General features: G+C 37.3%; 14 protein-coding genes. 9 read left to right on the top strand and 5 right to left on the bottom strand.

Annotated elements, in window-relative coordinates; translation table 11 throughout:
- Positions 1-418 precede the first annotated feature (418 nt).
- From MW688_RS02690 to MW688_RS02680, 3 genes are all read right to left on the bottom strand, one after another.
- On the bottom strand, positions 419-1,600 hold the full coding sequence (locus tag MW688_RS02690; RefSeq protein ID WP_486734373.1) for an RtcB family protein: 1,182 nt from the start codon (positions 1,598-1,600) through the stop codon (positions 419-421).
- 39 nt (positions 1,601-1,639) lie between these two features.
- Complete coding sequence (locus MW688_RS02685) at positions 1,640-2,443, bottom strand: RDD family protein (protein WP_486734372.1); 804 nt, start codon at positions 2,441-2,443, stop codon at positions 1,640-1,642.
- A 78-nt stretch (positions 2,444-2,521) separates the two neighbouring features.
- A complete protein-coding gene (locus MW688_RS02680) occupies positions 2,522-3,337 on the bottom strand; it encodes a hypothetical protein (protein ID WP_486734371.1) in 816 nt (271 codons plus the stop codon).
- A 282-nt stretch (positions 3,338-3,619) separates the two neighbouring features.
- Here MW688_RS02680 and MW688_RS02675 point away from each other — a divergent pair, with 282 nt between their 5' ends.
- Both MW688_RS02675 and atpD read left to right on the top strand, forming a co-directional pair.
- Entirely contained in the window at positions 3,620-4,579 is a 960-nt protein-coding gene (locus MW688_RS02675; RefSeq protein ID WP_486734370.1) for a stage II sporulation protein M, read from the top strand.
- A gap of 263 nt (positions 4,580-4,842) precedes the next feature.
- The gene (gene atpD / locus MW688_RS02670) at positions 4,843-6,291 is read left to right on the top strand and encodes a F0F1 ATP synthase subunit beta (RefSeq protein WP_486734369.1); all 1,449 of its coding nucleotides are present in this window, start codon (positions 4,843-4,845) and stop codon (positions 6,289-6,291) included.
- Positions 6,292-6,416: 125 nt separating this feature from the next.
- Here the strand turns inward: atpD and crtA are convergent, their stop codons facing one another.
- Together crtA and MW688_RS02660 are read right to left on the bottom strand one after the other, a co-directional pair.
- Positions 6,417-7,322 carry a cyanoexosortase A gene (crtA, locus tag MW688_RS02665; RefSeq protein WP_486734368.1) on the bottom strand — a complete coding sequence of 302 codons (906 nt, stop codon included), beginning with the start codon at positions 7,320-7,322 and terminating at the stop codon, positions 6,417-6,419.
- A gap of 338 nt (positions 7,323-7,660) precedes the next feature.
- The gene (locus MW688_RS02660; RefSeq protein ID WP_486734367.1) at positions 7,661-8,233 is read right to left on the bottom strand and encodes a DUF4126 domain-containing protein; all 573 of its coding nucleotides are present in this window, start codon (positions 8,231-8,233) and stop codon (positions 7,661-7,663) included.
- 156 nt (positions 8,234-8,389) lie between these two features.
- Between MW688_RS02660 and lgt the strand changes: the two genes are divergently transcribed.
- From lgt to MW688_RS02625, 7 genes are all read left to right on the top strand, one after another.
- The gene (gene lgt, locus MW688_RS02655; RefSeq protein ID WP_486734366.1) at positions 8,390-9,202 is read left to right on the top strand and encodes a prolipoprotein diacylglyceryl transferase; all 813 of its coding nucleotides are present in this window, start codon (positions 8,390-8,392) and stop codon (positions 9,200-9,202) included.
- A gap of 269 nt (positions 9,203-9,471) precedes the next feature.
- Positions 9,472-10,017, top strand: a complete 546-nt coding sequence (petC, locus tag MW688_RS02650; protein ID WP_486734365.1) for a cytochrome b6-f complex iron-sulfur subunit — start codon at positions 9,472-9,474, stop codon at positions 10,015-10,017.
- 131 nt (positions 10,018-10,148) lie between these two features.
- Positions 10,149-11,114: a cytochrome f gene (gene petA / locus MW688_RS02645; protein WP_486734364.1), complete on the top strand. Its 966-nt coding sequence runs from the start codon at positions 10,149-10,151 to the stop codon at positions 11,112-11,114.
- A 142-nt stretch (positions 11,115-11,256) separates the two neighbouring features.
- Positions 11,257-11,652, top strand: a complete 396-nt coding sequence (locus tag MW688_RS02640) for a hypothetical protein (protein WP_486734363.1) — start codon at positions 11,257-11,259, stop codon at positions 11,650-11,652.
- Between the two features lie 8 nt (positions 11,653-11,660).
- Positions 11,661-12,170 (top strand): hypothetical protein, encoded by a 510-nt coding sequence (locus MW688_RS02635; protein WP_486734362.1) that lies wholly within the window; start codon positions 11,661-11,663, stop codon positions 12,168-12,170.
- A gap of 114 nt (positions 12,171-12,284) precedes the next feature.
- On the top strand, positions 12,285-12,869 hold the full coding sequence (locus tag MW688_RS02630; RefSeq protein ID WP_486734361.1) for a hypothetical protein: 585 nt from the start codon (positions 12,285-12,287) through the stop codon (positions 12,867-12,869).
- Between the two features lie 42 nt (positions 12,870-12,911).
- The gene (locus MW688_RS02625) at positions 12,912-15,170 is read left to right on the top strand and encodes a heavy metal translocating P-type ATPase (RefSeq protein WP_486734360.1); all 2,259 of its coding nucleotides are present in this window, start codon (positions 12,912-12,914) and stop codon (positions 15,168-15,170) included.
- Positions 15,171-15,176 lie beyond the last annotated feature (6 nt).

Here is a 15,176-nt window from a genome sequence, read left to right as displayed (position 1 = left end):
ATATCAATTAATTCGTAGGTTGGGTTGAGGGAGATAACCCAACAAACATTAATCTTATCGCCATTTACTGTTGGGTTGCACTTTGTTTAACCCAACCTACAAGCTTATATCAATTAATTCGTAGGTTGGGTTGAGGGAGATAACCCAACAAACATTAATCTGATCACCATTTACTGTTGGGTTGCACTTTGTTTAACCCAACCTACAAGCTTATATCAATTAATTCGTAGGTTGGGGCAGGGAGATAACCCAACAAACATTAATCTTATCGCCATTTACTGTTGGGTTGCACTTTGTTTAACCCAACCTACTGGCTGAAGTTCTAACTGTTTTACAACAAGGTATTAATAGTTTAGAACATAAAAATTTTGTTGAAAATTTCAACTCAAAATAGCGATCGCCTGGTTAAAAATCTCTATCAACCTTTAACGCAAACTACTTGTTTAAGAGTAGCTACCACCTCAACTAAATCATTTTGTTGTTCCATAACCTCATCAATCGATTTATAAGCACCAGGAATTTCGTCAATAACGCCTCTGTCTTTACGGCATTCTACTCCTTGAGTTTGCTCAATTAAATCATCTATAGTAAATTGTTTTTTAGCGGCATTACGAGACATCAGACGGCCTGCACCATGACTACAGGAACAATAGCTATCATGATTGCCTTTTCCTTTGACTATAAATGATTTTGCTCCCATCGAACCTGGTATAATACCGTAGTCTTCTCTAGTAGCTCTTACTGCTCCTTTACGGGTGAGATAGACTTCTTCCCCGTAGTGAGTTTCTTTCTCTGCGTAGTTGTGATGACAATTTACCGATAGTAGGGGTTTAACATTGTCACCTCCAGCTAGATGCTGACTGACAATTTTTTGAAAGCGACTCATCATCACATCTCGATTGTAACGGGCGTAGTTTTGCGCCCATTGTAAATCGTGCCAGTAGGCTGTAAATTCTGGTGTCCCGGCTACAAAATGAGCTAAATCAGGATCTGGTGTTGCTAACCCTGCTAGTTTAGCTAATTCTTTAGCTGTAGATATGTGACACATAGCTAGTTTGTTGCCGATGTTACGAGAACCCGAGTGCAACATTAACCATACCTGCTCTTCTGTATCTAAACATACTTCAATAAAATGATTGCCTCCACCGAGAGAACCCATTTGCTTAGAAGCTTTAGTTTGTAAATCTTGAACACCTCGATGTAAGTTACTAAATTCACTCCAACCCTGCCAGTTAGTGACTTGTTTGTCTACTTCTTTGTTCTCATTGAATCCCACAGGAATAGCTGCTTCTATATCTTCGCGAATTTTTTTCAGTTTTCCTTCTAATTGTGGGGCAGTGAAGGGCATTTTTACTGCTGCCATACCACAGCCAATATCTACTCCTACGGCCGCAGGTATAACCGCTTCTTTAGTGGCAATAACAGAACCTACTAAAGCCCCTTTGCCTAGGTGAACATCGGGCATTAAAGCTATATGTTTAAACATGAAGGGTAAACTAGCCATATTTTGCGCCATTTGTATTTCTTGTGGCCCTAATTCGTGATTAGCCCAAGATAAAATTGGCGTTGTTGTTTCTAGTTTTACTGATTGATAAGGCATATATCAATTTATAAATACAACTGTTTTATTATAGCCTATTTAATCTCTTGGTAAATAAGATTGACTTTGTTGATATGCCCAATATACTGCTTCTAAGAAGATATCAGAATATATATCCTTAGTATTTTCTCTGTAGTTAATTTTTTCTTTCATCTTGGCTGCCATCTTTTTACTAATTTCTTTTTTAGCTGAAGAAATCATTTGAGGTCGGCGCTGTAAATATTCTCTAATTATGGCAAAATCTTCTGGCAGTAGTTCTTTAATTTCTGCTGTTGTTAATAAGTCTTTAGCTAATACTTTGGCTTCTGGAGATAGAGGTATATTAACTTTGTTGTCATTTTTTTTCTCGTTAATTACTAATGTACCTGCCACTAAATCTCCTAAACGTTTTTCTTTTTTGGTAAAAACAATTAAAAATGCCCCAAAAAAGAAAATATCATCAACTGGTCTCAATAGTGCTCTGAGGCTAGTTTGAGTTATCCCTACAGTTTTGCCTGTATCTCCAATTACCCGAATACCTACACGGCGTTTACCAGGAGTCTGCCCCTGCCATAGAGTTTCAAAAAAAACAAAATATCCCAGATAAATTACCGAAATTATTAAAAACTGAATCGCGAATATCCATAAACTAATTATTTCATAAATATCATCCAATATTCCTTGAGTAGCTTCACCAAGGTAAAATAATAACAAGGTTGTTGTAATTAGTACTATAACTATAGTAATTCCAATTATTAAGTAATCCAGACACAAAGCATAGGCTCGATTACCGATTCCTGCTAGTTTAAATTCTAGTTCTACACTTTCTGGTGTTTCTACTCTGATATGATTAAATAGTCCCATAGTTATCAAATCATTTTACTAATTAACCTATTGTCTTGGGGAAATTTCTAGAAGCGATCGCTTTTCCCCCTGATACTCTTATATAGCTAAATCTATTCCTTCTTTGCGACTTCTCAAGTCATAGTAGATAACGGCTTTTATTGATTGCCAAAAGGGCATTACTGCCGCTCCTAGTACAATATTAATAGATAAATTTAGAAGAATGGCAATTAATTGCACTAGAGAGTTATCTTGTCCCAATAATCCCCCTAAAATCCCTACCACTATTCCTTGAAATATACCAGCTGAAATATATACTACTAAAGAAACTGGAATAGTAATTAAAGAGGCTACGAAAAAGATTAATATTAACTTTCCCACAAATTGTTTAGTTAACTGCCAAGAGCGTGAAATTCCTTTTGTGCTGTCTACATTTGTTTCAACTGCTATAGGTAATTCTGTAATAGCTAATCGTGCAGTTAGCCAATAAGCACCTATAATAGATGCTAAAAAAAATGCGATGCCTACTAATATTGATAAGATAGCTAGAGTTCCGTCTCCAGAGAAGGCTAAACCGGCAAATATTAAGGACAAAACAAACCCCACTAGTAAAAGACCGATTATAAAACCAAAAAATATCAAGGAGACTAATATACCAGCTAACCAAAATTGCCACATTTTGGAATCAATATTGCTTCGTGCTGAAGAGACTGTTTCTGGTTTTTCAATAACCTGGGAAAAAGCGAGACGAGAGATTAAACCGCAGGCTGCCATATATTTAGCCCAACCATAAATAGGTATTATTGCCCATAAACCAGCAATAATTGATATTTGCAGATATTGTTGAAAATTATCTCGGTAAATACGTATTCCTGCGCTAATTACATCACCGATTTTCAGAGAACTATTTTGCATAATCTATAATGAATGATTAGTTATATTTATAATTGTATCTTATCTTTTACTCTGCTATTGATTAAGATTTTATAAAATTTTTAATAGAAAAATATCTCGTATTTAATTTTACACTATACTGATAGAGAGTTACTTTTAAGATTTATTAAATTTTTAACTGTTTTTCCAAGGGTAATATAGAGGTAAATGAGTATAATTGCCCACAACCCCTTGTCAGTTTAATTTTTTGTGTATTATATTTAATATTATACTAGATTGAAAAAATTTATTGTTTAAGATTTTATGAATATTCAAAGGTGGATCGCTCGACGCGAGAAAGATTGGCGACGCTTAGATACTCTGTTGAAACAAGTAGAAACAAAAGGTTTCCAGAAATTACCAGCTAGAGAAATTAATGAGTTAGCGAGTTTGTATCGTTCGGTTTCTGCGGATTTAGCTAGAGCTAAAACTCATCAAGTTGGGGAAATTTTGCTGCAAGATTTACAAAATTTAACCTCCAGAAGTTATACCCTAATTTATCAAGGTTCACGTCATCAAGAATGGCGGAAATTATATGATTTTTATCGTTGGGGTTTTCCCGCTACAGTGAGAGAAACTTTTGCTTATACTCTAATTGCATTAATAATCTTCCTAGTTCCGGGTTTACTAGCTTGGTGGTATGCTTGGCAAGATCCCGTTTTTCTTTCTCTAACGGTACCACAAGAGTTAATTACCAAGGTACTAGATGAACAAGAATTATGGATGGGTTCGATTGTAGGATGGGAGCCCCTAGCTTCTAGTAATATCATGATTAATAATATCCAGGTAAGTTTTAATGCAGTAGCGGGAGGCATTACCTTAGGGATATTGACTGTATATATTTTAGCTTTCAATGGACTGCATATTGGAGCCGTTGCGGCTTTAGTAAGTCAGGGTAATCTCGGTTACCCCTTTTGGGCCTTTGTTTTCCCTCATGGTGCTTTGGAGTTACCTGCTATTTTTTTTGCAGGGGCTGCTGGTTTATTGATAGCTAGAGGTTTATTATTTCCTGGAAAATATCGTCGTCTTGATGCCCTCAAATACTATGGTGGTAAAGCTGCTAGATTGGTTTTTGGAATTGTACCCATATTAGTGATTGCTGGAATTATCGAAGGCTTTTTTTCTCCGAGTCCTTTGATTTTAGATATTTTTAAATATGTAGCTGGAATAGCTATTTTTAGTTTATTGTTGTTCTACTGTCAACAAAGTCCTAAGAATGTTTAAAGCTTTACATCAATTGTTATATGGCTTTTTTCAACATTACTTCAAAACTTCAAGACTTCAAGACTCAACCCCCAACCAGTAACTTTGGGTAAAGATGCGAGGTCTGAGTCTGAGCTGAACGGTTACCAATTTACTAGGGAAAAAAGGGAAAAATTTAAGTTCGCGATAAAATGAGCGCCAAACGATGATAAGCTGAAAGACGACTGATTTTAGAATTAATTAACAGTTCACTTGACAGTTAAACACAAAAAGTAGATATAAACATGGTAGCCACAACAGATAAAACCGTTGGTAAAATTACACAGGTTATCGGTCCCGTAGTCGATGCTGAATTCCCTAGTGGTAAATTACCTAATATATATAATGCTCTGCGAGTAGAAGGTAAAAACGAAGCAGGACAAGATATTGCTGTGACTTGTGAGGTTCAGCAATTATTGGGAGATAATCAAGTACGCTCAGTAGCGATGAGTGGTACAGATGGCCTAATCAGGGGGATGGAAATCGTAGATACAGGGTCACCGATTAGTGTTCCCGTGGGGAAAAAAACTTTAGGTCGTATTTTCAATGTTATAGGTGAACCTGTAGATAACAAAGGTGAAGTGGGAGCCGAGGAAGCTTCACCAATTCATCGTCCAGCACCTAAGTTAACTGAATTAGACACTAAACCTACCGTTTTTGAAACAGGCATCAAGGTAATTGATTTACTAACTCCCTACCGTCGTGGTGGGAAAATTGGTCTATTCGGTGGTGCAGGGGTTGGTAAAACCGTAATCATGATGGAATTGATCAACAACATTGCTATCAACCACGGTGGAGTATCCGTATTTGGTGGAGTAGGCGAACGTACTCGCGAAGGTAATGACCTCTACAATGAAATGATCGAGTCTAAGGTAATCAACGAAGAAAACCTTAATGAGTCAAAAATTGCCCTTGTATACGGTCAAATGAATGAACCCCCAGGAGCGAGAATGCGCGTTGGTCTCTCGGCTTTGACTATGGCTGAATATTTCCGCGATGTTAACAAGCAAGACGTATTATTGTTTATTGATAATATCTTCCGCTTCGTACAAGCAGGTTCAGAAGTATCAGCTTTATTAGGCCGTATGCCTTCAGCAGTAGGATATCAACCTACTTTGGGGACTGATATGGGTGATCTTCAAGAGAGAATTACTTCGACAAAAGAAGGCTCAATTACTTCCATTCAAGCAGTGTATGTACCTGCTGATGACTTGACAGACCCAGCTCCTGCAACAACTTTCGCTCACTTAGATGGAACTACTGTACTATCTCGTAGCTTAGCTTCTAAGGGTATCTATCCTGCGGTAGATCCTCTAGGTTCTGCTAGTACCATGTTACAACCCAATATTGTAGGGGAAGAGCACTATAATACAGCACGCGCTGTACAATCGACTCTCCAAAGATACAAGGAGTTACAGGATATTATCGCGATTCTCGGTTTAGATGAACTTTCTGAAGAAGACCGTTTAACAGTAGATCGCGCTCGTAAAATCGAACGATATCTATCTCAACCCTTCTTCGTGGCAGAAGTATTTACCGGATCTCCAGGTGAATATGTAACTCTTGAAGAAACTATCAAAGGTTTCCAAATGATTCTATCAGGAGAGTTGGATAAATACCCAGAACAAGCTTTTTACTTGGTAGGTAACATTGAAAAGGCGATCGCTAAAGGTGATAAACTTCTCCAAGGCTAAGGGTTAATCACAGTTTGTTTTGATTAACTGTAATCAACTAAAAGAGGTATAACACTATTTTTGAGTTATACCTCTTTTTTTTAAAAATTAAACCTAATACCTAACATACCAGTGGGTAACTTCAGTTAGTTATTAATAAAATCTATCTCTGTTTGTAATTCTTCCTCTTCCTCTTCCTCTTCCTCTTCCTCTTCTAAAGATACATATTTAAGCAAAGCAAAATAGAATGCGGAAAATATCAATACTGCTATTATCCCTACTAGCAAAGATCCCTCTCCTTCATGCCAAAACTTAAAAGCTTCCATTTTGCCAGCATTAATTAACACTGACATAGCTACAACTCGCACTAAATTGACCAGATACCCGATGATTATTGCTATTATTGGCACAATAAACAGATGAATACGTTTGAGAGGGAACATAACCAGATACAGAATCGAGATTCCCAATACATAGGTTACTGATTCCACTCCAGAACAAGCCCTTGCTACTAAAACTGTAGTTCTTGGCATGTGAAGCGTAATCCCATCAATACCTACATCATAACCCATACTCCATAATGTCCCACTTGCAAATTGAGCTGTAATAGGAGCTAGATTCCAAGGCGTTAATATGACGCTAGGTAAGCTCAAAGCTGCTAGTATTATTAGTTCTCCTCGATATTGTTTCAAACCAGGAAATCCACCTGCCATTAAAGCTAAAGCTACCCCAAAGGTTAGAGCCGCTAACCTAACTACGGGATGGGCCTCTATTCCTCTTATTTGCAGATCTAGAGTTAAACCATATAAAGTGGCAACGATTAAGGCGATCGCCACTCCTATAGCTATTAGATTTGTTTTCAATGATAAGCTTTCTTTTCTATCCCAAATTAAAGAACCCGCCCCTAATACAAATAAACCACTCATTCCTAGATGAGCTACATCCTCTGCTTTCCACAATAAGCCAAAGTAAATAGTAAATAGTGCTGCTGCTATAGCTAATATCCAAAAATAGGGTTTTTTTAAAATGTCTTCTGGTAAGTTGTCAATCATTTTCCTTTTTACTCAAATTGTCTGTATTAACACTTATAACAATATAGTTACTAAAAAGATAATTTTTAGCTTGATTGAACTATAATGCCATGTCTTCTTTCCTCAGAGACTGTTAATTTTACTTTTATCATCATATTATACGAAATCTTTACTTAATCATCATCGAAAAACAATTACTAGTTATTTATCTTATGGCAATTCATTTTCTCGCCTGGTCTTTCAAATTCAGGGCGGATATTACTAAGAATATTTATTTTATATTAGAAGAGTGATGTGTTTTTAGATTCCTCTGTTCAAACATAAATTACTAATAAATGGGATTTACTGATAAAAAGTCCTTAATTTCCTATTTTTTTCTCATTAGATTTTAAATGCCATATACGCCATTCCCCTGCGCTACGTAAAGCTATCCATAATAAAGCGATAGCGATCAACCCTCCTTCTTGGGGTGCTTTCAGTGCCAATACCACCATTAAAGCCGAGAGCACATCTTCAAAAACTACTACAGTAATCGGGATGCCACCTAAACGAAAAAACCAGCCTATTTCTACTAGTTTGATGATTAAAGCTAAAAATCCTCCCGATATAACTAGTACCCAAGTTAAACGATCATCAGCGGATAAATTATAGTATTGTGTCATCATGTAAGCTAACAAAGAGCCAACTAAAGGGCTAAAAACTAACTGAACATTTTGTAATAGACGTTGTCCTAGCAGTTTTTTAGAAAAAGTTAATTCTAATAAAGACCAAACTATAAGAATTGATAAAATAACTATGGGATTAATACTGCTAATAATCGGTATATTCTCCCAAGCTTTTCCTGTATAGATTAATCCTAAAACTAATATAGGAATTCCTAATCTCATGCCCGCCGCCGCCGCCGCCGATAGTGAACCTAGAATCTCTAGCATATTTAATATATTATTAGGGTTTATAGCTGATAGTCTCTCTATTATAAATTCATTTATCTTAAATCTGCTAAATTCACGTAATATTAGTGTATTTAAATTTTGCTATGCTAACATAAAAGGTTTTCGGCTTAAATTTCAAGAAATTGGTACTACTCTATGTTTTTAGCTTTTCGATTTCAATCCCCAGGTCCAATTATTTGGGAAATTGGTCCCATTACACTTCGTTGGTATGGACTATTAATCGCTACTGCTGTACTTATTGGTGTATATTTATCGCAATATCTAGCAGCAAAAAGAGGAATTAAACCAGAACTAATGGGAGATTTAGTCATTTGGTTGATTATCGCCTCTCTGCCTGCGGCTCGCCTATATTATGTCCTGTTTAAATTGCCAGACTATCTTCAAAATCCCCTCGATATTATTGCTATATGGAAAGGGGGTATTGCTATTCACGGAGCAATTATTGGGGGCACAATTGCTACATTAATTTTTTCTCGTGTCCTAAAAATTCCCTTTTTGCAGTTAACTGACTTAATTGCCCCTTCCTTAATCCTAGGCCAGGCCCTTGGACGTTGGGGTAATTTTTTTAATTCCGAAGCTTTTGGAACTCCTACTGATTTACCCTGGAAACTATATATTCCTCCTTCTAATCGACCTTTTGAATATATCCAGGATGAATATTTTCATCCTACTTTTCTTTATGAGTCCCTTTGGAACATAGCCGTATTCATACTGCTGATTTGGTTGTTTAGATGGGGACTCAAGCACCCAGGACGTCTGAAAGTAGGTACCATCGCTTTTACCTATTTGATTGCCTATAGTAGTGGGCGAATTTGGATAGAGGGGCTACGCACAGATAGTCTCATGTTGGGAGATTGGCGCATCGCTCAAATTATTAGTTTACTAGAAATTCTTCTTGGGGTAATTGGATTATTTTTCTTATATCGTCCTAGGCCAGACCCAAAGTAGGGATGACCAGTAAAGATTAGTTTTTAAGTAAACTTGCTAAATTAATGTTAATTTTTGTAAAGATAGTTTAAAAAAGTGTAAAAGCTTTATGAATAATAGAGACTAGCCCCAAAAAAATCAAAATCAAGCAGATAATAAGCTTAATTTAGGGGACAATCCAGGTTAAAATAGCAATTGCTTTTCTAAATATATCTCATAAAAGTTTACGAGAATTTAGCTTAGCTAGAAACAAAAAAAGAAAGCAGTATACATTCATTAAGGTCTAAGTTATGGCTCAACTTACTTCGGGTGGTTCAGACGTACCAGGCATGGGACGTCGGCAATTTATGAATCTATTAACCTTTGGCTCTATAACTGGCGTAGCTCTAGGTGCTCTATATCCAGTGGTAAAATATTTTATTCCCCCCTCTAGCGGAGCAGGTGGAGGAGGAGTAACAGCTAAAGATGCCTTAGGAAATGATGTAATAGTCAGTGAATTTCTAGCAGAACACAAAGCAGGCGATCGCGTTCTAGCTCAAGGACTAAAAGGAGACCCCACCTATTTAGTAGTAACAGAAGACAACAGCCTCAATAGTTACGCTCTTAATGCCGTTTGTACTCACTTAGGGTGTGTAGTACCTTGGAACGGTAGCGAAAATAAATTTATTTGTCCTTGTCATGGTTCCCAATACGATGCTACAGGAAAAGTAGTTAGAGGACCAGCACCTCTATCTTTAGCTCTAGTAAACGCTGAAGTCACCGAAAATGACAAAGTAGTATTTACTACTTGGTCAGAAACAGATTTTCGTACCAATGAAGACCCCTGGTGGACTTAAAACCCTTAAAACCCTTAAAACCCTTAAAACCCTTGAGGCCAAGAAGAATCAAGGGAAATTTTTGAGTAAATAAGTTCGGAACTAAAAGAAAATTACACCACACTTAATCAAGTCTACAAAATCACTAAAAGATGAACAAGTCTGATTTTTTAAATAAGTTACGAAAAGTAACAATCACTCTCATAGCTACTATCGCTCTTTTAATTACCTCTGATTTAATCTTGGCTACCCCAGCCAATGCCTACCCTTTTTGGGCACAGGAAACAGCGCCAGAAACTCCTAGAGAGGCAACAGGAAGAATTGTTTGTGCTAACTGTCACCTGGCCCAAAAAGAGGCAGAAGTGGAAATCCCTCAATCTGTACTGCCAGATACAGTATTTGAAGCAGTGGTGAAAATACCTTATGATTTAGATACTCAACAATTACTAGGAGACGGCTCCAAAGGGGGCTTAAATGTTGGTGCAGTACTAATGTTACCAGAAGGCTTTAAAATCGCTCCTCCAGACCGCATTTCTGAAGAAATGCAGGAGAAAATCGGTGGTGTTTACTTCCAAACCTACTCAGAAGAGCAGGAAAATGTAGTGTTAGTTGGTCCTTTACCCGGTGAACAATATCAAGAAATTGTTTTCCCAGTTCTTTCTCCTAATCCTACTGAAGATAGAAATGTTAACTTCGGTAAATATGCCGTTCACCTCGGTGCTAATCGTGGACGTGGTCAAGTTTATCCTACAGGAGAAGCGAGTAACAATACCGTTTACACAGCTTCTGCCTCAGGCAAAATTAGCTTGATTACACCCCAAGAAGCAGGCGGTTACGAATTGACCATCGCCTCAGACACAGGTTCAATTACCGAAACTATTCCCGCAGGTTTAGATTTACTAGTGTCAGAAAATGAAACAGTAGAAGCAGGACAAGCTTTAACTAATAATCCTAATGTGGGTGGTTTTGGTCAAAAAGATACAGAAATCGTTCTTCAAAGCCCCACACGCATTAAAGGGTTACTACTATTCCTAGGAGGCATTATGCTCGCTCAAATCTTCCTAGTAATTAAGAAAAAACAAGTAGAAAAAGTACAAGCAGCAGAAATGAACTTCTAGTTCAAAGTATAAACGGAAGATGACAGCTCAGGCGAACAGCAGTTGGATATGTGAGAAAATTACATGATGGCTTTTTTTCTTGATATCTAACTATTATTAGCCTGAGCTAAACTATATTTATTACCCATAAAGTAGGTCGTGAATGACACCATCAGAAGAATTTATCGCAAAAATCAACTCCGGCAACATTAAAGAAGCTATGGCAATGGCCCTTTGTCAAGCAGCGGAATTAACAGTTACTACTAGTATCACCCCCGCCACCGACGAATTTGATAGCCAAGACGCACCATATTTAAGCACCACTATTAATCTCATAGAAGGTGAAATTACTAATGAGATAGCCGAAGAATTACTCCAAAATCAAAACTACTCAGAGTTATATCAATTTCATCTCGAACAAATTCAACAGGGTCAAAAAATTATCTTTGATAGTTTACAAAGTCTACGGGCGATAGCTAAATTGGTTCATCAATGGCAAGAAGAACCACAATTACCTGAGGCAACTCCTAAGAGTTTACCAGAACAATCAGATTTTTAAATTTTTATATGACAGTTAATCAAGAATTTAAAATTGCAATTCAAACCAACAAGTACAAAGAAGCTATGCTAATGGTAATTAGTCAGGCTTTTCAACTGAAAATTACTACCTCTGTAAATAGTAGTGAAAAATCAACTCTTTCTACCAAAATAAATTTAGTTGAAGGGAAATTAACTAATCAAATTAATCCAAGCCTATTAGAAAATAGATCTGAGAATTTACTTGAGCAAATGCACCTAGAACAGGTGAAAATAGCCCCTCAGTTAATGGTAGAGCAAATACAAAATTGGCAAAAATTACTTAAATTACTAGCCTCACAAACAGATACAGAATCAGATATGTCTCAGGAGTATCAAAAAACCATAACCCAAAGTCCCAACAACGAATGGGAAGAATTTATAGATGAAGTGGAAGAAACAGAGGCAGTAGGAGAAGTAGAAGTAATTACCCCTAAAGAATCTCCTCCTTCAGAAGATGATTGGGGTGATTGGATGGATGAAGAAGAAGAAAATCTGTGAGTAAGATCAATGTAAGATCAATTCTTAATTTACAATCATAAAAATTAATTTTAATTTTGTTCCAGTTTTTCCTCTCCCTAAAAAGAGGAGGTTTCCTAACTCCAGGAGGTGGTGATGAATTCGCCAGTCGGACAATCTGATAACTTAGCTACTAAAAACTTAACGTATTTATTAGACAATATAGTCAATAAAACCACAGCAATTGAAGTGAGAACTGTAATTGTTCCAGAAATAACATACCAAGATTTTAGCCCATGGCAAGCTTATCAAGAAATTTATTCTCTAACACACCAAGATAGCTGTTATCAACAGCGTCAGCAGTTAGAATCAGAATATCTGGGTTTATTGTGCGATCAAAAATCACCACTATATCAACCAAATATAGATTCTCAAAACAAATTACTTCCCAATCCAGTCGATACGGTTACTTGTCAAAAACTCCTCACTAATTCAACATTTTTGAGTAAACTACGCAAAATAAACACCATCAAACAACTAAAAAGTGAAAATCAAACCTACGCCCAAACCATTATTGAATTAGAAGGCAAGATAACTAACCGCTATACAGAAAAAATACTCACTCATCCCCAAAAAGAGATAATTTTAGAACTACATAACCAAGGAATAGCCGCAAGTCCAAAACAATGGCAAGGTGTTATAGGTTTAATCATTAAAATGATTCATTTTTTGCGTAAATAACTAAAAACTTAACTAAAAACTAAAGATGAGAAAGATAAATATATGGTAAAAGCTATTACCCCACAACCAGCAACAAATACAATAGTTAAACAAACAGCCCTAGATGTTAGCGGCATGAAATGCGCCGGATGTGTAAAGGCAGTAGAAAGACAACTTCAACAAAACCAAGGAGTTATTTCTGCCTGTGTAAACTTAGTAACAGAAGTAGCGGTAGTCGAGTATAATTCAGAGATTACCACACCAGAAAACCTCGCGGCTAAACTCACTGATAAGGGCTTCCCAACTCAACCACGCAGTCAGCAAACGGAGCAAAAATACAGCAATAATTTATCTCTACTAGAGCGCAAACAACAAGAAAAAAGTCAGCAATGGTGGCAATTAGTAACAGCAGCTATCTTACTATTATTCTCCAGTATCGGACATTTACAACATTTGATGGGGATACATATACCCATTATTGCTAATATTTGGTTTCATTGGCTCTTAGCTACTCTAGCTCTGTTAATTCCTGGAAGAGAAATTATCAAAGAAGGGGCAAAAGGCTTATGGCACAATATGCCTAATATGAATACCTTAGTAGGTTTGGGGACATTGAGCGCCTATATAGCTAGTTGTATAGCTCTATTATGGCCCCAATTGGGTTGGGAATGCTTCTTCGATGAGCCAGTAATGCTCCTAGGTTTCGTTTTCCTAGGGCGCACCCTCGAATCCCAAGCCAGAAGTAAAGCTTTTACAACCTTGTCTAGTTTAATTGCCCTACAACCTCAATCAGCCTTGATAGTCGCTGACAATCAAGAAGATACAGGGATAGAAATACCCATTGAGCAAATAAGAATCGGAGAATTAGTAAAAGTTTTACCAGGAGCAAAAATTCCCGTAGATGGAGAAGTGATTAAAGGTAAAACTACCGTGGATGAATCTATGCTCACGGGAGAAGCTATACCCCTAGCTAAACAACCCGGAGAGCAAGTAACAGCAGGCACTATTAACCAATCCGGGACAATCGTAGTAAAAGTTACCAACACCCCCGGAGAAACAACTTTAGCAAAGATTATTAGCCTAGTAGAAACAGCCCAAACTCAAAAAGCACCAATTCAAAAATTAGCCGATACTGTAGCAGGTTACTTCGCCTACGGAGTGTTAACTATCGCTGTCTTGGTATTTGGTATTTGGTATGGAATAGCAGGGGCACCAATACTCCTAAGCTTGAAATTGGCGATCGCCGTTTTAGTCATCGCCTGCCCCTGTGCCTTAGGTTTAGCAACTCCTACCGCTATCCTCGTGGGCACTGGTATCGGCGCTGAAAAGGGCATTCTAATTAAAGGTGGTGAAAGTTTAGAGCGGGCTAGACAAATAGATACTCTCGTTTTCGATAAAACTGGCACCATTACCCAAGGTAACCCCACTGTGAGCAGTTGTCTCTGTTTCTTGGAGTCTCTCGACACTGAGGAATTACTGCAAATAGCCTATAGTGTGGCTCAAGGCACTAATCATCCCCTAGCATCTGCTATTGTTAAAGCCGCCCAACAACAGGGTTTATCTCCCTTAACCGCTACTGACTATTATACTGCTCCAGGTTTAGGCGTAAAAGCAACTATTGAGGGAGAAACTGTATATCTCGGGAGCAAAGCCTGGTTAAGGGAAAATGGTGTAACTATCCTGGAAAATAAGCCAGAAACCTCCCAAACTTTAGTTTATGTGGCTAAAGAAACTAATGCAATTGGTGTTATCTATTTGGTAGATGAGATACGTAGTGAGGCTCAAACTACTATTTCTCAATTACAATCATTAGGTTTACAAGTTATTCTCATGAGTGGAGATAAACAGACAGTGGCTAGGAAAATAGCTAGTCAATTGGGAATTAATCAGGTTTTTGCTGAAGTTAAACCCCAAACTAAAGCTAGTCTGATTCAATCTCTACAACAGCAAAACCATCTGGTAGCTATGGTTGGTGATGGGATTAACGATGCCCCCGCTTTAGCTCAGGCAGATTTAGGGATTGCACTATCTGGGGGGACAGATGTAGCTATAGAGACAGCAGATATTATACTCATTTCTCAAAAACTTAGTGATGTGGTAACAGCAATTAATTTGAGTCGCGCTACCTATAATAAGATTGGTCAAAATCTTTTTTGGGCATTAGGTTATAATTTAGTGGCTATACCCATAGCGGCAGGTGTACTGCTTCCTAGTTACAATATAGCATTATCACCAGCGATCGCCAGTGCTTTTATGGCTTTTAGTTCTGTATTGGTGGTTACTAACTCTTTACTGCTAAAATATTCCAGTTATAGTAAATAAAGTCTT

Source organism: Johannesbaptistia floridana (assembly GCF_057440575.1).
The sequence above is the reverse complement of the archived record's forward strand: the minus strand, read 5'-3'. Positions and strand labels throughout refer to the sequence as shown.

Excerpts from the sequence above, each read along its gene's own strand:
- MW688_RS02690 (WP_486734373.1), bottom strand. The coding sequence starts at position 1,600 with ATGCCTTATCAATCAGTAAAACTAGAAACAACAACGCCAATTTTATCT.
- MW688_RS02685 (WP_486734372.1), bottom strand. The coding sequence starts at position 2,443 with ATGGGACTATTTAATCATATCAGAGTAGAAACACCAGAAAGTGTAGAA.
- MW688_RS02680 (WP_486734371.1), bottom strand. The coding sequence starts at position 3,337 with ATGCAAAATAGTTCTCTGAAAATCGGTGATGTAATTAGCGCAGGAATA.
- MW688_RS02675 (WP_486734370.1), top strand. The coding sequence starts at position 3,620 with ATGAATATTCAAAGGTGGATCGCTCGACGCGAGAAAGATTGGCGACGC.
- atpD (WP_486734369.1), top strand. The coding sequence starts at position 4,843 with ATGGTAGCCACAACAGATAAAACCGTTGGTAAAATTACACAGGTTATC.
- crtA (WP_486734368.1), bottom strand. The coding sequence starts at position 7,322 with ATGATTGACAACTTACCAGAAGACATTTTAAAAAAACCCTATTTTTGG.
- MW688_RS02660 (WP_486734367.1), bottom strand. The coding sequence starts at position 8,233 with ATGCTAGAGATTCTAGGTTCACTATCGGCGGCGGCGGCGGCGGGCATG.
- lgt (WP_486734366.1), top strand. The coding sequence starts at position 8,390 with ATGTTTTTAGCTTTTCGATTTCAATCCCCAGGTCCAATTATTTGGGAA.
- petC (WP_486734365.1), top strand. The coding sequence starts at position 9,472 with ATGGCTCAACTTACTTCGGGTGGTTCAGACGTACCAGGCATGGGACGT.
- petA (WP_486734364.1), top strand. The coding sequence starts at position 10,149 with ATGAACAAGTCTGATTTTTTAAATAAGTTACGAAAAGTAACAATCACT.
- MW688_RS02640 (WP_486734363.1), top strand. The coding sequence starts at position 11,257 with ATGACACCATCAGAAGAATTTATCGCAAAAATCAACTCCGGCAACATT.
- MW688_RS02635 (WP_486734362.1), top strand. The coding sequence starts at position 11,661 with ATGACAGTTAATCAAGAATTTAAAATTGCAATTCAAACCAACAAGTAC.
- MW688_RS02630 (WP_486734361.1), top strand. The coding sequence starts at position 12,285 with ATGAATTCGCCAGTCGGACAATCTGATAACTTAGCTACTAAAAACTTA.
- MW688_RS02625 (WP_486734360.1), top strand. The coding sequence starts at position 12,912 with ATGGTAAAAGCTATTACCCCACAACCAGCAACAAATACAATAGTTAAA.